An 18,505-nucleotide genomic window follows, 5' to 3' on the forward strand; every position below is an offset into this window, starting at 1 on the left:
GTGAGTTTCGTGGTCATTATGCCGCAAGCAAAGCTGTTTTACATTTATGCTTTTGACTTGCGTGACGTTAATGGTTAGTTTGTCACACTACTTAGCTTATTTAGCTCACCTTTTATTATATGTACCTGAATTATTTCGGATTATCGGACAATCCATTTTCGATAGCACCTAACCCTGATTATCTCTATATGAGCCCGCGCCATAAAGAAGCACTGGCGCATTTAACCTTTGGGCTACGTGAAAGTGGCGGTTTTGTGATGTTAACCGGCGAAGTGGGCACAGGTAAAACCACGGTATCGCGTAAGTTGTTACAGCAATTACCCGATAAAACTCAGGTTGCGATGATCTTAAATCCAACCTTATCCGCAATTGAGTTGCTAGCAACGGTCTGTGACGAGTTAGGCATTGAGTATCAAAATACCAAAGCCAGCCTTAAATATTTCACCGATTTAATTCTCAATAAACTGCTGAATAATCATAAAGCCGGGATTAATACGGTGCTGATTATTGATGAAGCACAGCATCTGCTACCCGAGGTGTTAGAGCAATTACGCCTGCTGACCAATTTGGAAACCAATCGCGAAAAATTACTTAAAGTGGTGTTAATTGGCCAGCCCGAATTGCAACAGTTATTAAAACGTAATGAGTTACGTCAATTAGCACAGCGTATTACCGCACGTTATCACTTATTGCCCTTATCCCCGGGCGAGGTGAAATCCTATATCGCGCACCGCCTGAGTGTGGCCGGTGGCGACATCAGTATATTCAGTCCATCAAGTTTAAAAGCGGTGTTTAACGTTACCGGCGGTATTCCACGGGTAATTAATTTGCTGTGCGACCGCGCATTGACCCTGAGTTTTACCAGGCAGGATGCACAGGTAAAACGTCATATTTTCTTAGCTGCAGCCCAGCAAATTCTCGGTGAAGATGTGGTCAGTCAGCGCCAGAATCGTCAGTGGCGCTGGATACTGGTTGCGGTGTTTATTCTTTCCACCGCCCTGGGTTACGGATTGGGAGGTGCGCTATGAGTATCGTTGCTATTAGTGACCTTAAACCCGGCATGGTGATTGTGCAAATTACCGAGCAAAACGGGCCGGTGCGAATTCGTAAATCGGGATTGGTCACCAGTACTGAAATGGTGCTTGGCTTGCAGGAAATGGGGGTCTTACAGTTGGAAATTGACCCCAGCCAAACTGTCGAAATCGACTCCCCACAAACGGTGACCTCTTCGGTACAGGGCATGTTATTGCAAAGCTCTGCTTCTCAGGGGCATGACAATGCAATATCTGATCAGTTTAACCGCAGCTTGTTTTTGCCATCCGTGTCGGGCATTCCCTCCATGTGGCAATACTATGGAAAACGTTTTGTTTGGGTCGCTGTTATGATGGCTGCAGGGTTAACTGTTGGATGGTCTGGTGCTGCTTTTGAAGCCTGGCTTAAGCAAGCTAAAAGTGAAACGGTTGCTGTTGAGTCAAAAATCAATAAACCCAGCCCAAGTGCAGTTGAAAGCAATGCTGCACAGCCTGTTGATGAGCAAAAAACTGAGGGTGAGCAAGAGACACAAAGCGAACATACACAACTGAGTGCTGAAAACGCTGAGATAAAAAATGACGACTCACAAGCTACAGTAGATAGTGGCAGTCAGGTGCAAAATAATCCCGTTGATATCGCTGATCAAGGTGCTTCATTGCCCACAAAAAGCAAAGATGAAGCGTCCGAAGTATCACCTGAATTATTGAAAAAATTTAATCAGGCTGTGGCTGAAATTGGCGGAGATCTAAACGAACCACAGGCTGAGCCTGTCGCGCCACCCATTAGCGAAGATGCAGCTGGCGTACCGAGAATTGATCAGGTACCACAATGGGTGCGTGATGCTTTACCCAAAATGTCGTTTTCTGCACATATGTATGCCTCGGATCAGCAAGAGCGATGGGTTACCTTGAACGGGGTTAAATTACAGGAAGGCGACTGGATTAATCCCAATTTACAATTGGTCAGGATTACTCCACAAAAGGTCATACTTAATTACAAGGGGCAACAATTCAGCCTGAATGCACTGGCAGACTGGTAATTTATTATCGCCAGTCCAGCTGGCGATAATAGGTTGTCTAGAAGGCTTGTCTGAGGAAACTCAGCATGCTGATATCAAAATCTTCCGGCAATATGCTCGACTCAACTGCATCTTCGTCTTCCGCAAGATCAATCTGTTGCACTGTTTCATGGTTATTGGTGGCAATATCATAAAAACTCATTACCACAGGTGAGAGCGGATGCTCGTCATTGAGGCGAATAACCATCGCCAGTTTACCACTTTTGAGTTTAACCACTGACCCTATTGGGTACAGGCCTAAACAGGATGAAAACTTTTCCATTAGCTCTAAATCCAATTTATTGTTATTGCTTTCTTTCATCATCTGCAGGGCATCGGCAGGCGTCATAGCTTGTCGATACGGCCGCTCTGCGGTAAGTGAATCGTAGGTATCCACGATTGCAGCCATTCTACCATACAAAGAAATTTGATCGCCTGTCAAACCAGCGGGGTAGCCAGAGCCATCCAGTCGTTCATGGTGGTGGCGTATTACTTGCAGTGTCGAGTCATGGAAGCCTTCAATGTTGCTCACCAGATCCAGTGCAAACTGCACGTGCTTTTGCATTTTCTGCAATTCTTTGTCGGACAATTCTGAAGACTTTTGTGTGAGCAACAAGGGTAGTTTAACCATGCCAGCATCCATCAAAAGTGCACCAATACCGATATCCTGAATCACATCGCGATCTAAATTCAGGTAATGACCAAATAGCGTCATTAATATTGCGCAGTTGAGACTGTGTTCGAGCAGGTATTCGTCGGCCTGCTTAATTTGGGTGATGGCGTTTACAGCTTCGCTGCAATCAAACACCATATCCAGTACCCGCTGAGAAATGCCCTGAACTTCGCTTAAATGCTGGACTTTCCCGCGGCTAACACGGTTAAGTAACTGGCCATGTATCTGTTTGGCCTGATTGTATAACACCATGGACTGTTTTAAATGCGCACCAAAATTAGACTTGTCATGTGTTACATCATTTTCGACTTCCAGTGCATTGGTTGGGGCCAGATGAGTGCTGCGTGACAAGTCAATTTCCAGTTCCTGAATACCTTTAGTACGCAGTTGTTGAATGACTTTTTTGGTTTTAACTAATCCCTGTGATTTGACTTTTATCTTAGCGGTTTGTTTGAGTACCTGAGTGACATACATACCCGGTACCAATTCCTCTATCGTGATATTTTTTAACATGTGCTACTCAGAGAATGGGAGTTAAATTCAATGAAACTGAAAGGCAAAGTGTTGTAATAAAGCGCTGCAAGGTCAAGATACAATATGTAATTTTATATAAAATTTTCATTATGTCTGATTTGGATCAGTATTGGCTCTCCATCCAGCTTTCGAGGATTAAACACGCTGAGACACTGTCGACTTTTCCTTTAGTGAGTTTTTTAAAACCGCCCAGCTCAAAAAGCCGGGCTTTGGCATCGGCGGTGGTCAATCTTTCATCACAACCATGTACTTTTAACTTAAAACGTCCATTTAGGCGGTTGGCAAACTTCTGTGCCGCCACTGTGGTGTTTTGTTCGGTACCATCCATATTGAGTGGTAAACCAACAACTAAGGCATGGGGCTGCCATTCTTCAATTAGTTTTTCTATCAGGTTCCAGTCAGGCACACCTTCATCGGCTTTTAAGGCGTTAAGCGGGGCTGCTGTGCCGGTAATTTCCTGGCCTACTGCGACGCCTATACTGCGACTACCATAGTCGAACCCAAGGTAGGTTTTCATTTTAGTTCCTTATGCGTGACCTGTTCCGGGTGCCAGTTGCCAAACATCAATCCCTAGTTTTTGCACTGCGGTTTCCCATTTTCGGTGAATGGGCACATCAAATAACAGCTCTGGATCTGATTCGATCACCAGCCATGAGTTTTGCTGAATTTCTTCTTCCAGCTGACCCGCTCCCCAGCCTGCATAACCCAGTGCAACGATCGACTTTTGTGGTGCTGCGTCACCCGCGATATTTTCCAAAATATCTTTGGAGGTCGTCACCATAATATCGGAGGTAATTTCAAGACTTGAGCTGTAACCCGGCTGTGGTGTGTGCAGAATAAATCCACGATCGCGGCTTACCGGGCCACCGGCAACCACGATATGCTCACCTTTTTTCTGGTCGATGTCTTTATCGATATTGACCATTTTCAACAGTTCTTTAACCGTCATACCCGCAGGCTGATTAATTACAATTCCCATGGCGCCATGTTCGTTATGCTCACAAATATAAGTGAGTGAACGGCTAAAATTGGGATCCTGTAAATCCGGCATCGCAATTAAAAAATGATTCTCAAAACTGTTTTGCATTTAACTCCTACTACCTTAGGGTTATGTATTGGTCTCAAATTAATGTTTTACGCGGCGTTCAATTGCATCAAACAGCTTAGCGCATATATTGATATCGTACGCAGCTTCGATTTCACGAACACAGGTTGGACTGGTGACGTTAATTTCGGTGACTTTGTCGCCGATGATATCCAATCCAACAAATAATAAACCTTTTTCAACCAGAGTCGGTGCAATCGCTTGTGCAATGGCGCGGTCAGAATCGCTAATTGGTTGTGGGCGACCACTGCCGCCAGCTGCCAAATTACCACGGTTTTCGCCTTTGGTTGGCAGGCGTGCTAATGCATAAGGCATGACTTCACCATCTACAATTAATACACGTTTATCACCGTCTTTAATGGCCGGTTCAAATTTTTGGAACATAGCAAAACGCTGACCTTTTTCGGTCAGGGTTTCGATTATGACACCTAAATTGTTACCGTCATCTTTAACCCGGAAAATAGACGCGCCGCCCATGCCATCTAATGGTTTACAAATAATATCACTGTGCTCCTGGTGGAACTCACGGATAAGCGTGGCATTGCGGGTAACCAGTGTGGGCGGGGTTAAATCGCTAAACCAGGCGGTGAATAATTTTTCGTTAAAATCACGCAGGCTTTGCGCTTTGTTAACAATCAGCGTACCGCTTTGCTCTGCCAGTTCAAACATATGCGTGGCGTAGATAAACTCGTTATCCACCGGAGGATCTTTACGCATTAAAATCACGTCCAGCTCGGTCAGGCTTTGATGCACTTCGCTGGATAAGTTAAACCAATCAGTGGGGTTTTCCGCTACCTGTAGCGTTTGCATACGCGCCATCGGTTCGCCCTGATTCAGGTATAAATCAGCCATTTCCATGTAATAAAGTTCGTAACCACGGGACTGCGCTTCGAGCAAAAACGCAAAGCTGGTGTCCTTTTTAATATTGATGGACTGAATAGGGTCCATCACGATACCGAGTTTGATACTCAAGGCGATTTCCTCTTTAAGGCTGTTTGCAGATAAATGGTGTCAGATATCTGAATTTTCAAGCGTTTAACAATGTCTACGACCGAATAATCGACCAGATACTTACCAAGGATTTAGAGCGTGTTGATCTTTGCGGTATATTTTTGCAACGAGTTGCTTGGTATTTATACAATGAAGCGCGAATGTGGTGTAGTTGTTCTACATAAATGAGTGCTGAGGCAGTAGAAATACCAAGCAAACGTTGCCCAAAGGGTTCGTTCTAAACCCTTTTTACTCTTTTTTGCTTATTTTTGACTTAATCCATTAGGCCTGCAAATAAGCGTCGCGATTAAAAAACGTTTAGTTAGAACAAAATTCATACCGCAAAGATCAGCACGCTCTGATTATTACAAATCACCAAAATGACTTTGCAAAATACTGATTGAGGTTAATGCGGCGGTTTCGGTACGTAAAATCCGTGGGCCAAGCAATACGCTATCAAAGCCCATTTCTTCGCACTGGTAAATTTCCTGCTCGCTTAATCCGCCTTCAGGGCCAATCAGTAATCGCACACCTGCCTTTGGCACTTTTAAATCTGCCATGCGTTTTTCGGCTTTAGGGTGCAGGGTTAAGCGCAGTTGTTCGGTGGACTGGGCACACCATTCATGCAAACTAATGGGTAGGTGCAGTTTAGGCACAATATTGCGGCCACTTTGTTCACAGGCGCCAATGATAATTTTTTGCCATTGCTGGTGTTTTTTCAGCCAGCGGTCATCGTTGAGTTTTACATTGCAACGTTCGGTTATTAGCGGTGTGATGTCTGTGACACCCAGTTCTACGGATTTTTGTAATACAAAATCCATGCGATCACCTTTGGAGACCCCCTGGCCTAAATGAATCGGTAATGGTGACTCCGGGCTTAAACCGATTTTGGCATCAATACGCGCCACAATACGGCGCTTAGCCACATCGATTAATTCAGCTGGATAGTCATTTCCGTCGCCATTAAATATCACTACCGGCTGGCCGGTTTTGACTCTGAGTACATTCGCCAGATGGTTGACCGTGTCTGCTTCCAGTTCAATCTCACTATCTACTTTTACAATACCGGAATGGTAAATACGGGGAATTCGCACGCTAAAATAACCACTTACATTTAATAATGGTGTTAATGGTATCAGCCAGATAAAGTGAGGCAAATAAAAACCATAGTGTGAAATAACAAGGTGGAGTGCAAAGATGGTGCATAACAACACGCCTGCCATGATTGAGGTGCAGGGACTTAATCGTGCATTTAAAGGCGTGAAAGCAGTGGATAACCTGAGTTTTTCAGTACCGAAGGGGATTTGTTTTGGTTTGCTCGGCCCCAATGGGGCCGGTAAAACCACCACCATCGAAATGATGGAAGGTATCGCCAAACCTGACAGTGGTACTATTTTGTTTAACGGTGAGCCATTAACCCGTAAAGTTGCACCGCAAATTGGGATTCAGTTTCAGCATACTGCGTTGCAGGATTATTTAACTACCCGCGAATGTTTAAGCCTGTTCCGCAAGTTTTACGATCACGGGGTAGACGAACATACGCTGATGGATATGTGCGACTTGCATGAATTTGCCAATACCGAACACCGCAAATTATCCGGTGGACAGAAACAGCGACTATTGCTGGCGCTGGCATTGGTCAATGATCCACAAGTGTTGTTTTTAGATGAACCCACCACCGGATTAGATCCGCACGCCAGACGCAATTTCTGGGATCTGGTTAATAAAATTAAAACACTGGGCAAAACCATTATTCTGACCACCCATTATATGGATGAAGCCGAGCAATTGTGTGATGACATTGCCATTATGGATAAAGGCAAAATCATCGCTCGCGGTGCACCTAAAGCCTTGTTAAGCGAACACTTTAAAGGTGTGTTGATCCGATTGCAGCATCAGCAGCTTAGTGACAAGGTAATGAGTGAGTGTCTGCCCAGTCACGAACAAAATTACTGGTATATCAATACTGACAAGGTTGAGCAGACCTTAAAACTGCTGGTGGAAGAATCGGTGGTATTGGAAGGGTTGCATGTAAAATCGGCTAATCTGGACGATTTATTTTTGAAACTCACCGGGCATGGATTAACTGCCGAGCGTCCTATGGAAGTTGAGCCACAAAGTGCAGGAGAAGTCGCATGATAAGTCGTTTCTGGGCGGTATTTAAAGCACGTAATCTGGAATTTTTCCGCGATCGGTCTTCACTGGGGTGGAACCTGATTTTCCCATTATTGCTGGTGGTGGGCTTTGCCTTTATCTTCAGTGGTGACGGACGTCCTGAATACAAAATTGGTGTATTGGGTGAACACAGTTCCGACAACAGCTTTTATAGCATGCAACATGTGCAATATGTGGATTATTCGGATATTGAGGTCGCTAAACGTAAATTGCAGCAACACGGACTGGATTTGCTGGTCGAGCCTTCAAGTCAAACATACTGGATCAACTCCAGCTCACCTAAAGGCTATTTTACTGAACGATTAATTCAGGGCAGTCTGCCTGATTATCACAAACAGGTGCTGGAAGGGCGTGAAATACGTTATATCGACTGGGTTCTGCCGGGCATTTTAGGTATGAATATGATGTTCAGTTGTTTGTTTGGCGTGGGTTATGTAATTGTGCGTTACCGCAAAAGCTCGGTACTCAAACGCCTGAAAGCCACGCCATTACATGCCGCCGAGTTTTTACTGGCGCAGATATTTTCACGCTTGTTTATTGTGTTGGTGATTACCGGCGGGGTATTTACTGCCTGCGATTTAATGTTCGATTTTTACATGTTAGGCAGTTATTTCAGTTTACTGGTAATAGCGGCGCTAGGTGCAATGGCGATGATAGCGCTGGGATTATTGATGGCAGCGCGAAGTAACAGTGAGGAACTGGCCGGTGGGCTGCTGAATCTGGTGAGCTGGCCAATGATGATGCTGTCCGGTGTGTGGTTTTCGATGGAAGGTGCACCTAAAGCGTTGCAAACTTTCGCTGAATTTCTGCCATTAACGCAATTAGTCAGCGCTGCCCGGGCGATTATGACAGACGGAGCAACCTTGATCGATTTACAGCACCAGGTCAGTATTTTACTGGCGATGATAGTGGTATTTTTAGGGTTAGGTGCCTGGTTATTCCGCTGGGAAGGTGACGGGCGTTAACTTTATTTAGGACGGCTCATCAAAATGAAAAAAGGCGCTTACGTTTAGTTAGCGCCTTTTTTGTGTTTCTGAGTTGTCAGTTTGACTAACGACTAAAATGGCTCTGAACGGTTTGCGCTAGCCAGCTTTTAAGCTGGGATTCCGATAACGCACCACTAACACGTTCAATCTCTTTACCGCCAGCGAACAAAATCAGGGTTGGAATGCTACGAATACCGGCATCGGCGCTCACTTGTTGCGCATTTTCAGTATCAACCTTGGCAAATAAAATCGACTCGGTTTGCGCGGCGACGCTGGCAAAAACCGGCCCCATCATTTTGCATGGGCCACACCATTCTGCCCAGTAATCAACTAATACAGGTAAGTCATTTTTCTCAATGTAGCGATAAAAGGTTGCATCATTCAGTTCAACGGGATGATGAGTGTGTAATGCTGACTGGCATTTGCCGCATTTCGCATCGAGATGCGATTTGTCATCAGGAATATTGTTAATGGCGCCACAGGCCGCACAGACTATATGCATAAAAAATCTCCAAAAATTGTATGTAGCCCATGACCCGTCAACATCAGCGTTTATTTCAACACGCTCTGATTTAAGCCATGTATATTTGGTTATTACTTATTTCCATTAAGGTATGTGGACTGGTTGGCTCACTAAAGCCAAACTGACGATATAACTCATGCGCGTCAGATGTAGCGAGTGTCCATTTGCGCAATCCTTGCAGTTGCGGATGCTGTTTTACCGCATGCACCAACCATTTGGAAAGGCCTTTACCACGATGCTCATCCAGCACAAATACGTCGGCTAAATGCGCGAATATGGCGAAGTCGCTTACTATCCGGCAATAGGCCACCTGTTTATCATGCTGGAAAATAGCAAAAGTCAGTGCGTTTTGTGCAGCCCGTTGCACCACCTCAAATGGAATATTTTTACACCAATAGGCATCTTTTAAAAAGCCATGGATAACGTCGAACTGTAATTCGTCTTTCTCCATGCTCAGGCGGTAACCTGCATTTTCAAGTTGCCCGATCATAGACTGCATGTTAACTCTTTTGGCAATTAGGGTGATTAGTGCTCTGCGCTCTTAATTGCTGCGCCTGGGCCATTTGACTTTGCAAATCCTGAATACGGGTTTGTGGCGAAGGGTGAGTGGAGAGTAATTCCGGTTGGCGGCCCCCGCCAGCTTTTTCCATGTTATGCCACAGATTAACCGCCTGACTGGGATCAAAGCCGGATTTCGCCATCAGTTGCAAACCAATTTCATCGGCTTCACTTTCCTGAATACGACTAAAAGGTAACTGAATTAATACCTGGGAGCCTGCACCAATGGCCTGCATAATGGTACCTGCGTGTTCTACATTACCTGCTTTTAGTGCAATGTCCGCACCCTGTAAGCCTAAACCAACCAGACTGCTGGTCGACAAACGTTCATTACCGTGATCGGCTATTACATGGCCAATTTCATGACCGATGACTGCGGCCAGTTGATCCTGATTCTCAGTGACTTCAAGCAAGCCGGTATAAACACCAATTTTTCCGCCTGGCAAGGCAAAGGCGTTTACCTGTTTGTCATCAAAAACCACCACTTCCCATTTTCCCTGAAATACGTTTTCCGGCAAATGTGAGGTAATTTGCGTGGCAACACATTGCACAAATTCGTTAGCCACTTGTTGCCTGGATACACTGGTTTCTTTTTTGATATTGTCAAAACTCTGCACACCCATTTGTTGCATTTGAGTTGAAGAATAGAGTTTGAGTTGTTTACGTCCCGTAGGAGAGGTACTACAGCTGGTCAGTGTTAGTAATACTGCGCTCCATAACAATGTTTTTAACATATAAAACTCCGTTTCAATCAGGGAAAATTATTAGTACGTCAATTTGCCACAATCAGTAGCGACAAAAAAGCCCCGAGAGTGTTAACCGTCGGGGCTTTGCATTATTTTATGATTTACAAACCGGCATCCGCGCGTAAATCGTCGGCTTTATTGGTGGCTTCCCAAGGGAATTCATCACGGCCAAAGTGACCATAGGCCGCAGTTGCCTGATAAATCGGACGCTCCAGATCAAGCATTTTAAGTAAGCCGTACGGACGTAAATCAAAGTGACGACGTACCAGCTCAACCAGGGTTAAGTTGTCGACTTTGCCGGTGCCAAAAGTATCTACACTGATTGAGGTTGGTTCTGCCACACCAATGGCGTAAGACACCTGAATTTCACAGCGCTCTGCTAAACCAGCTGCCACGATGTTTTTGGCAACATAACGCCCGGCATAGGCAGCTGAACGGTCAACTTTGGATGGATCTTTACCTGAGAATGCACCACCACCGTGACGTGCCATACCACCGTAGGTATCAACGATAATTTTACGGCCGGTTAAACCACAGTCACCCATTGGTCCGCCGATAACAAAACGGCCGGTTGGGTTAATAAAATACTGGGTGTTGGCGTTAAGCCATTCAGAAGGCAGTACCGGTTTAATGACTTCTTCCATCACTGCTTCACGCAAGTCTTCCGTGCTGATGCTGTCGCAATGCTGAGTAGATAAAACTACCGCTTCAATGCCCACTGGTTTGCCATTCTCATAGGCAAAAGTCACCTGACTTTTGGCATCGGGGCGTAACCATGGCAGGGTACCGTTTTTACGCACTTCGGCCTGGCGTTTCACCAAACGGTGCGAATAAGTAATCGGTGCCGGCATTAATACATCGGTTTCGTTAGAGGCATAACCGAACATCAGGCCCTGATCGCCTGCGCCCTGATCTTCAGGACGGCTGCGGTCAACACCCTGATTAATATCGGGGGACTGTTTACCAATAGCGTTTAATACCGCACAGGAATCGGCATCAAAACCCATATCCGAATGGGTGTAACCAATTTCACGCACGGTTTTACGGGTTAGTTCTTCAATATCGACCCAGGCAGTGGTATTGATTTCACCGCCCACCAGTACCATACCGGTTTTAACAAACGATTCGCACGCTACGCGCGCTTTAGGGTCTTGTTCTAAAATGGCGTCTAATACGGCATCAGAGATTTGGTCGGCAATTTTATCCGGATGTCCTTCAGACACAGATTCAGAGGTAAAAAGCTGTTTAGCCATGATAATAGGGTATCCTTTACTACAATTTTCCGGTGAGACCGGCACAATGGGCGTAATTCTAGCCTGAAAAATTTAGTTTGTCAGTATTTACATCTAGACGTCTAAATGGCTGTTTGTTAAGTTATCGTTCCACAAACAAAAAACTTAAGTGATTGATGAAATATCAGCCGGTTTAGATTGTTACATTTTGTCTGTGTTAAATATTTTTTTATATATTCTTATGTTATTTCACTTGTGTTTGCAGTTAGCTGGCAGCTAAGCCAGAATGGCAACCCATTTGAGATTAGATACCACAGTTGAGGTGGTAAACCATTTATATAGGAGATGCTATGGCCTCACGTCGAGAACTAGCTAATGCGATCCGTGCCCTGAGTATGGATGCGGTACAACAGGCCAATTCTGGTCACCCCGGCGCCCCAATGGGCATGGCCGATATCGCACAGGTGTTGTGGAGCGATTTTTTACAACATAACCCGGCTAATCCGAAATGGGCCAACCGTGATCGCTTTGTATTATCAAACGGCCACGGCTCCATGCTGATTTATTCACTGCTGCATTTAAGTGGCTATGCATTACCAATTGAAGAGTTGAAAAACTTCCGTCAGCTGCATTCTAAAACCCCGGGTCACCCGGAGTACGGTTATACCGAAGGCGTAGAAACCACCACTGGCCCGTTAGGTCAGGGCATCAGTAATGCGGTCGGTATGGCGATTGCTGAGAAAACCTTAGCTGCGCAATTTAACCGTGAAGGTCATGATATTGTTGATCACTTCACTTACTGTTTCTTAGGTGACGGTTGTCTGATGGAAGGTATCTCACACGAGGTATGTTCACTGGCCGGCACGTTAGGCTTAGGCAAACTGGTTGCATTCTGGGATGACAACGGTATTTCTATCGATGGTCATGTGGAAGGCTGGTTTACCGATAACACCCCAGCACGATTTGAAGCCTACGGCTGGCACGTTATCGCAGATGTAGATGGGCATAACCCAGATGCAATCAAAGCGGCGATTGAAGCGGCTAAAGCTGAAACCTCAAAACCCACTTTAATTTGCTGCAAAACTATTATCGGTTTTGGTTCTCCGAATAAATCGGGTAGCCATGATTGTCACGGTGCACCATTAGGTAATGACGAAATTGCCGCAGCACGTGAATTCCTTAACTGGCCACATGCACCGTTTGAAGTGCCTGCCGATGTATACGCAGGTTGGGATGCAAAATCGGCTGGCGCTGAGCGTGAAGCCAGCTGGAATGCAAAATTCGAAGCATACAAATCATCGCATCCAGAGCTGGCCGCTGAATACGAGCGCCGTTTAGCCGGTGAATTGCCAGCCGATTTTGAGCAAAAAGCGGCGGCCTTTATTCAGGAATCCCAGGATAAAGCAGAAAACGTAGCCAGTCGTAAAGCATCACAAAACTCTATCGGTGCTTTTGCTTCTTTCATGCCGGAAATTTTAGGTGGATCTGCCGATTTAGCCGGCTCTAACCTGACCTTATGGTCTGGCTCTAAAGGCTTAACGGCAGATGATGCCAGCGGTAACTACATCTATTATGGTGTACGTGAATTTGGTATGGCCGGTATTATGAACGGTCTGGGTTTGCACGGTGGTTTCCGCCCGTATGGCGCAACCTTCCTGATGTTTATGGAATATGCGCGTAATGCGGTACGTATGTCGGCACTAATGGGCATTCCAAACATTTATGTTTTCACGCACGATTCAATTGGTCAGGGCGAAGATGGCCCAACTCACCAACCGGTTGAGCAAGTGGCTAACCTGCGTTTAACCCCGAATATGGATACCTGGCGTCCGTGTGATGCGGCAGAAACCGCAGTAGCATGGAAATCGGCGTTGCAACGCACTTCTGGCCCAACATCATTGGTATTTAGCCGTCAGGGTTTACCTGCGCAAAGCCGTGATGCAGCAACGCTGGCAAATATCGCCAAAGGTGGTTACGTATTAGTGGATTGTGCTGGCACACCCGATGTGATCTTAATCGCTACCGGTTCTGAAGTAGGCATTACAGTTGATGCCGCTAAACTACTGAGCGAACAAGGCAAAGCGGTTCGTGTGGTATCTATGCCAAGCACTAGCGTATTTGACCAGCAGGATGCGGATTATAAAGAATCTGTTCTGCCAAAAGCGGTGACTAAACGCGTGGCGGTAGAAGCGGCGCATCAGGACTTCTGGTACAAATATGTCGGTTTTGATGGTGCTGTGGTTGGTATGACAACCTACGGTGAATCGGCACCGGGTGGCGCGTTGATGAAACACTTTGGTTTTACTGCCGAAGCGGTAGCACAAGCGGCCAGCAAACTGTAACTGACGGCTGTTCAGTCGTAAGTTGAACGGGTACACTAGGGCGCTTTTCAGCGCCCTTTTTATTTTTAAATTTCGGGTTTTAGCCATTTTTCATTTTCTGGGGTAAATAAGCATTATGTTGCGAGTGGCAATTAATGGTTTTGGTCGTATTGGTCGCAACGTATTGCGCGCTTTGTATGAAACCGGCCGTGATCAGCACATTCAGGTGGTAGCCATCAACGAACTTGCCGAGCCCAAAGGCATTGCACATTTGCTTAAATACGATACCTCACACGGGCGTTTTGGCTTTGATGTGGCGCTGGATGGCAAAACGCTGTTAGTGGCAGGCAATCCCATTAGTTTGTTATGCCATGAGCAGATTAGCGATATTAACTGGCAGCAACATGATGTGGATATCGTGCTTGAATGTACAGGTGTGTATGGCGACCGCGAAGCCGGATTAGCCCATATAAAACAAGGTGCGAAAAAAGTGTTGTTTGCACAGCCGGGCAGCCACGATTTAGATGCCACCGTAATTTTTGGCATTAATGACGATGTACTTAGCGCCAGCGATGCGATTGTCTCCAACGGCTCCTGTACCACTAACTGTATTGTGCCTGTAATTGAAACACTGGATAACGCTTTTGGCGTGACCAGCGGCACCATTACTACAATCCATGCCTCCATGCACGACCAGCAGGTGATTGATGCTTATCACCCGGATTTACGCCGTACCCGCGCAGCCAGCCAGTCGATTATTCCGGTGGATACTAAACTGGCACTGGGTATTGAACGGATTCTGCCGAAATTTGCCGGTAAGTTTGAAGCCATTGCGGTGCGGGTGCCGACCATCAATGTTACCGCAATGGATTTAAGTGTCACGCTGGATAGCAAAGTGTGCATTAGCGATGTAAATCAGGTGCTGAAACAAGCGGGGCAGGGGCGTTTGCAAGGTTTGCTCGGATATACTGAAGAGCCGCTGGTATCCTGTGATTTTAATCACGACCCGCATTCGTGCATTGTGGATGGCAGCCAGACACGCGTCAGTCATAAACAGCTGGTAAAAACACTGGTATGGTGTGACAACGAATGGGGCTTTGCTAATCGCATGCTGGATACCGCCAATGTGATGCACCAGTTAGGTTACGCACGATAAATGGAATAAATAGCGGCTGTTGCAACGCAGCAATCGGCCGCAATAACGAATCATCATTTAAATTTGAAACAACAAAATTGAAGGAACTCTCATGTCAGTAATTAAAATGTCTGATCTTGATTTAGCCGGTAAACGTGTATTGATCCGTCAGGATTTAAACGTGCCGGTGCAGGATGGCAAAGTCACGTCCGATGCGCGTATTCGCGCGTCTTTACCTACCATCAAAGCAGCAATTGATGCCGGCGCTAAAGTGATGGTGATGTCGCACTTAGGTCGACCCGCTGAAGGCCAGTTTGAAGCAGAATTTTCACTGCAACCGGTAGTGGATTACATCGCCGCGCAGGTGGACTTCCCGGTGCGTTTGGCCAGTGACTATTTAAACGGTCTGGATGCAAATGCCGGTGAACTGGTGGTACTGGAAAACGTGCGTTTTAATCCGGGCGAAAAATCTGACGATGAAGCTTTATCCAAACAATATGCCGCACTATGTGATGTGTATGTAATGGATGCCTTTGGCACCGCGCACCGCGCTCAAGCTTCTACTCATGGCGCAGGTTTATATGCACCGGTTGCTTGTGCTGGCCCTTTGTTGGCGGCAGAGCTGGAGGCGTTAGGTAAAGCACTGGATAACCCGGCACGCCCTATGGTGGCAGTAGTAGGTGGCTCTAAAGTCTCGACCAAGTTAACCGTGCTGGATGCCTTATCTAAAATCGTTGACCAGTTAGTGGTGGGCGGTGGTATCTCCAATACTTTTGTTGCAGCTCGTGGCCACAATGTTGGTAAGTCGTTACACGAAAAAGACTTAATCCCGGAAGCCAAACGCTTAATGGATACGCTGGATATTCCTGAAACCATCGATGTGCGCGTAGGTACCGAGTTCTCTGATACTGCTGTGGCAACCATCAAATCGGTTGATCAGGTAGCAGATAACGAAGAAATCATGGACTACGGCCCACAAACCGCAGAAGCCGCCGCCGAGATTTTAAAAGGCGCCAAAACCATTTTATGGAACGGCCCTTGTGGGGTATTTGAGTTTGATAACTTCTCCAAAGGTACTGAAGTGGTCGCACGCGCGATTGCCGAGAGTGATGCATTCTCAATTGCTGGCGGTGGCGATACGTTAGCTGCGATTGATAAATACGGTTTGGAAGATAAAATTTCGTACATTTCCACCGGTGGTGGCGCGTTCCTTGAGTTTGTTGAAGGTAAGGTATTACCTGCAGTAGCAATGCTTGAGAAGCGTGCCAAAGGTTAAGTAGCCTGTAGCCGTTGATTGTTTAAAAACGCCGCTGATTAAGCGGCGTTTTTTGTTTTTGAAGAGCGCTTTGCGCTCTTTTTAGTAGGAGCGACTTTAGTCGTGAACTTTGGGCGCGGTTAATTTTAAGCTTTGTATTAATTGCTGCGCAAATTGGCTTGGTTATAGGTTAATAGTTTGGGCGTCGCGCTGGCGACAGCGGTACTTTAATAAAGTTGAAATTCATCGCTATCCCTAGCTTTATTCTCCCTGCATTCATGCAGGGCGAGCCCCTTTCTTAGGGATAAGAAAGAGGTGATAAATTTGTCGGGAACAAATTTAAACGCACTTCAGTGCGGCCTGAAAGGCGAAGGACAGGAAGTCCGAAGTAAAAATCCCTGATTGAAGTGGGGACTGAATTGGCGAAATCATCCATGATTTTTTCACGCCCTTCCCGGGGCGCGACCCTGTTTTGACGCACCAAAACAGGGGAAAAGTGCATAACTCCGCCAACTTGCTAATCTTGTTCCGGTTTCACTTGTTTAATCGAACCGGCGCGAGGCAGCAATCCGTGCAAAACACGCGCCTCGGGAAAACGTCCTGTTTTCCCGTTCGAACAAGCTCACCTCCACAAGGCAAGTTGGAGTCGCGATTAGCCAAGCTCCGCTTGCCCGCTGTCGCTAAGAAATGTGAAGGTTTGGTTTTAAACCTAGTCAGGCTAAAGCCTGACTTAACATTGGGCTAACTATTCGCTATTAGTTGTTGAATTTGTTACTAATAAGGAAATAGGTAAGAGGTGCAAATGATTATTCAGACAGCCTAATTCGAGAGTTGTCGTAAGCAATAGCTTTCACTTGGAAAAATAAATTTAAAAAGGAACTAACATGGCTGCGAAATCCAACCTAGTAAACCTTGATGCAATGATCAAAAGAGCTGATTTTGCACACAAACAAGAAGAAAACCCGACTTTTGAAACTTTTAACAGTATTCCTGCCCGAGAGTTGGCTTCTGGTAGCCCAATTGTAGCATTATTGAGAAAGCCGGATTTTCAACGAGAAACAAATCATTGGACGCCTGATCAAGTATTGTCTTTGCTCGAATGTTATATCAACGGGGATCTCATTCCTTCTGTAATTCTATGGATGTCTCCTTCGTATTTATTTGTTATTGATGGAGGACATCGACTAAGTGTTATTCGTGCCTGGATGGAGGATGATTACGGTGATGGCCAAATCTCTCATAAATTATTTGGTCATGAAATATCAACTGAACAGAAAAAAGCAGCCGCGAAAACACGCAAACTCGTTAATGAGAAAATTGGTTCATGGAGTTATTACCAAAATCTTCTAAATGACAACGACACTAGCGATATGACCCCAGAGCAAAGGAAAAAGCTAAGTACTTTAACTGCACGAGGTTTACCCGTTCAGTGGGTAAAAGGAGATACAGATAAAGCAGAGACTTCTTTTTTTAATATTAATATGAAGGGTACCCCGCTAGATCAACTTGAAGAATTGTTATTAAAGAATAGGAAAAAGCCAGTACCAATTGCTGCAAGAGCGATAATTAGAGCAGGTAAAGGACATCGTTATTGGTCGTCATTTGAAAAAGAAAAAGCTGAAATAATTGAAGCTCAGTCACTTAAATTACATCGTTTGTTGTTCGACCCTGAAATTAAAAAACCTATTAAAACATTGGATTTGCCGTTAAGTGGCTCTAAGGGCATCAGAGCAGCTATCCAAATTTTGATTGAATTCATTCTAATAGCAAATGCGAATCAGCAATTTGGAATTATGAAATTAGAAAAATTTGCTGATGATATTTCTGGTGAAGGTACTTTAGAGGTTCTGAAAAAAACTATAGCTTTAGCATCAAGAATTACGGGTAATGATCGTGGCAGTCTTGGCCTTCATCCTGCAATATATTTTTATGGTCCAACTGGTCGTCATTCTAGTGCAATGTTTTTAGGTGCAGTAAAGCTGTTTAATGAAAAGTTGCTGCAAAATAACAAGTTATTTTTCACGAAATTTACAAATGTCAGGGCAAAACTGGAAGATATTCTCATAAGTAATAAGGAGCTTGTTGCGACTATTTTGCAAAAACATACCTGATTACCCACAAACATCAGCCAGTCTCAATAGACGATATGGCATAGGCGGTGTTCGCACAGCAACCCTCGCTAG

General features: G+C 45.4%; 17 protein-coding genes. 8 read left to right on the plus strand and 9 right to left on the minus strand.

Features of this window, described 5'->3' with window-relative positions:
- Positions 1-119: 119 nt before the first annotated feature.
- Together H8B19_RS17410 and H8B19_RS17415 are read left to right on the plus strand one after the other, a co-directional pair.
- Positions 120-1,028, plus strand: coding sequence for an ExeA family protein (locus H8B19_RS17410; protein ID WP_186508294.1), 909 nt, complete (start codon positions 120-122; stop codon positions 1,026-1,028).
- The gene (locus H8B19_RS17415) at positions 1,025-2,071 is read left to right on the plus strand and encodes a general secretion pathway protein GspB (RefSeq protein WP_186508295.1); all 1,047 of its coding nucleotides are present in this window, start codon (positions 1,025-1,027) and stop codon (positions 2,069-2,071) included. Before H8B19_RS17410 ends, H8B19_RS17415 begins: the two co-directional genes overlap by 4 nt.
- 37 nt (positions 2,072-2,108) lie before the next feature.
- On the opposite strand, the gene H8B19_RS17420 is transcribed toward H8B19_RS17415, so the two are convergent.
- The 5 genes from H8B19_RS17420 to H8B19_RS17440 form a co-directional block, all read right to left on the minus strand.
- Positions 2,109-3,275 (minus strand): cyclic di-GMP phosphodiesterase, encoded by a 1,167-nt coding sequence (locus tag H8B19_RS17420; RefSeq protein ID WP_186508296.1) that lies wholly within the window; start codon positions 3,273-3,275, stop codon positions 2,109-2,111.
- A gap of 124 nt (positions 3,276-3,399) precedes the next feature.
- Positions 3,400-3,813, minus strand: coding sequence for a Holliday junction resolvase RuvX (gene ruvX / locus H8B19_RS17425; RefSeq protein WP_186508297.1), 414 nt, complete (start codon positions 3,811-3,813; stop codon positions 3,400-3,402).
- A gap of 9 nt (positions 3,814-3,822) precedes the next feature.
- Entirely contained in the window at positions 3,823-4,383 is a 561-nt protein-coding gene (locus tag H8B19_RS17430) for a YqgE/AlgH family protein (protein WP_186508298.1), read from the minus strand.
- Between the two features lie 39 nt (positions 4,384-4,422).
- The gene (gene gshB / locus H8B19_RS17435; protein ID WP_186508299.1) at positions 4,423-5,373 is read right to left on the minus strand and encodes a glutathione synthase; all 951 of its coding nucleotides are present in this window, start codon (positions 5,371-5,373) and stop codon (positions 4,423-4,425) included.
- A gap of 383 nt (positions 5,374-5,756) precedes the next feature.
- Entirely contained in the window at positions 5,757-6,485 is a 729-nt protein-coding gene (locus tag H8B19_RS17440; RefSeq protein ID WP_186508314.1) for a 16S rRNA (uracil(1498)-N(3))-methyltransferase, read from the minus strand.
- A gap of 103 nt (positions 6,486-6,588) precedes the next feature.
- On the opposite strand from H8B19_RS17440, the gene H8B19_RS17445 reads away from it, so the two are divergent.
- A complete protein-coding gene (locus tag H8B19_RS17445; RefSeq protein ID WP_206683207.1) occupies positions 6,589-7,530 on the plus strand; it encodes an ABC transporter ATP-binding protein in 942 nt (313 codons plus the stop codon).
- Entirely contained in the window at positions 7,527-8,531 is a 1,005-nt protein-coding gene (locus H8B19_RS17450) for an ABC transporter permease (RefSeq protein WP_186508300.1), read from the plus strand. The genes H8B19_RS17445 and H8B19_RS17450 overlap by 4 nt, the downstream gene beginning before the upstream one ends.
- Positions 8,532-8,616: 85 nt before the next feature.
- On the opposite strand, the gene trxC is transcribed toward H8B19_RS17450, so the two are convergent.
- The 4 genes from trxC to metK all read right to left on the minus strand — a co-directional run bounded on the left by trxC (position 8,617) and on the right by metK (position 11,632).
- Positions 8,617-9,054: a thioredoxin TrxC gene (trxC, locus tag H8B19_RS17455; protein ID WP_186508301.1), complete on the minus strand. Its 438-nt coding sequence runs from the start codon at positions 9,052-9,054 to the stop codon at positions 8,617-8,619.
- Between the two features lie 70 nt (positions 9,055-9,124).
- Positions 9,125-9,574 (minus strand): GNAT family N-acetyltransferase, encoded by a 450-nt coding sequence (locus H8B19_RS17460; RefSeq protein ID WP_186508302.1) that lies wholly within the window; start codon positions 9,572-9,574, stop codon positions 9,125-9,127.
- A 1-nt stretch (position 9,575) separates the two neighbouring features.
- Positions 9,576-10,367, minus strand: a complete 792-nt coding sequence (locus H8B19_RS17465) for a M48 family metallopeptidase (RefSeq protein WP_186508303.1) — start codon at positions 10,365-10,367, stop codon at positions 9,576-9,578.
- A gap of 113 nt (positions 10,368-10,480) precedes the next feature.
- Positions 10,481-11,632, minus strand: coding sequence for a methionine adenosyltransferase (metK, locus tag H8B19_RS17470; protein ID WP_186508304.1), 1,152 nt, complete (start codon positions 11,630-11,632; stop codon positions 10,481-10,483).
- A gap of 329 nt (positions 11,633-11,961) precedes the next feature.
- Between metK and tkt the strand changes: the two genes are divergently transcribed.
- From tkt to H8B19_RS17490, 4 genes are all read left to right on the plus strand, one after another.
- On the plus strand, positions 11,962-13,953 hold the full coding sequence (tkt, locus tag H8B19_RS17475) for a transketolase (protein WP_186508305.1): 1,992 nt from the start codon (positions 11,962-11,964) through the stop codon (positions 13,951-13,953).
- Positions 13,954-14,068: 115 nt separating this feature from the next.
- Positions 14,069-15,088 (plus strand): erythrose-4-phosphate dehydrogenase, encoded by a 1,020-nt coding sequence (epd, locus tag H8B19_RS17480; protein WP_186508306.1) that lies wholly within the window; start codon positions 14,069-14,071, stop codon positions 15,086-15,088.
- 91 nt (positions 15,089-15,179) lie between these two features.
- Positions 15,180-16,343 carry a phosphoglycerate kinase gene (locus tag H8B19_RS17485; RefSeq protein ID WP_186508307.1) on the plus strand — a complete coding sequence of 388 codons (1,164 nt, stop codon included), beginning with the start codon at positions 15,180-15,182 and terminating at the stop codon, positions 16,341-16,343.
- Between the two features lie 863 nt (positions 16,344-17,206).
- Positions 17,207-18,433: a DUF262 domain-containing protein gene (locus H8B19_RS17490; protein ID WP_186508308.1), complete on the plus strand. Its 1,227-nt coding sequence runs from the start codon at positions 17,207-17,209 to the stop codon at positions 18,431-18,433.
- The last annotated feature ends 72 nt before the right edge of the window (positions 18,434-18,505 follow it).

The sequence above is a fragment of the Neptunicella marina genome, from assembly GCF_014270035.1.
Taxonomy (GTDB): domain Bacteria; phylum Pseudomonadota; class Gammaproteobacteria; order Enterobacterales; family Alteromonadaceae; genus Neptunicella; species Neptunicella marina.

Bases quoted from the DNA above. Each gene is read 5' to 3' on its own strand.
- H8B19_RS17410 (WP_186508294.1), top strand. From the start codon at position 120: ATGTACCTGAATTATTTCGGATTATCGGACAATCCATTTTCGATAGCA.
- H8B19_RS17415 (WP_186508295.1), top strand. From the start codon at position 1,025: ATGAGTATCGTTGCTATTAGTGACCTTAAACCCGGCATGGTGATTGTG.
- H8B19_RS17420 (WP_186508296.1), bottom strand. From the start codon at position 3,275: ATGTTAAAAAATATCACGATAGAGGAATTGGTACCGGGTATGTATGTC.
- ruvX (WP_186508297.1), bottom strand. From the start codon at position 3,813: ATGAAAACCTACCTTGGGTTCGACTATGGTAGTCGCAGTATAGGCGTC.
- H8B19_RS17430 (WP_186508298.1), bottom strand. From the start codon at position 4,383: ATGCAAAACAGTTTTGAGAATCATTTTTTAATTGCGATGCCGGATTTA.
- H8B19_RS17445 (WP_206683207.1), top strand. From the start codon at position 6,589: ATGGTGCATAACAACACGCCTGCCATGATTGAGGTGCAGGGACTTAAT.
- H8B19_RS17450 (WP_186508300.1), top strand. From the start codon at position 7,527: ATGATAAGTCGTTTCTGGGCGGTATTTAAAGCACGTAATCTGGAATTT.
- trxC (WP_186508301.1), bottom strand. From the start codon at position 9,054: ATGCATATAGTCTGTGCGGCCTGTGGCGCCATTAACAATATTCCTGAT.
- H8B19_RS17460 (WP_186508302.1), bottom strand. From the start codon at position 9,574: ATGCAGTCTATGATCGGGCAACTTGAAAATGCAGGTTACCGCCTGAGC.
- H8B19_RS17465 (WP_186508303.1), bottom strand. From the start codon at position 10,367: ATGTTAAAAACATTGTTATGGAGCGCAGTATTACTAACACTGACCAGC.
- metK (WP_186508304.1), bottom strand. From the start codon at position 11,632: ATGGCTAAACAGCTTTTTACCTCTGAATCTGTGTCTGAAGGACATCCG.
- tkt (WP_186508305.1), top strand. From the start codon at position 11,962: ATGGCCTCACGTCGAGAACTAGCTAATGCGATCCGTGCCCTGAGTATG.
- epd (WP_186508306.1), top strand. From the start codon at position 14,069: ATGTTGCGAGTGGCAATTAATGGTTTTGGTCGTATTGGTCGCAACGTA.
- H8B19_RS17485 (WP_186508307.1), top strand. From the start codon at position 15,180: ATGTCAGTAATTAAAATGTCTGATCTTGATTTAGCCGGTAAACGTGTA.
- H8B19_RS17490 (WP_186508308.1), top strand. From the start codon at position 17,207: ATGGCTGCGAAATCCAACCTAGTAAACCTTGATGCAATGATCAAAAGA.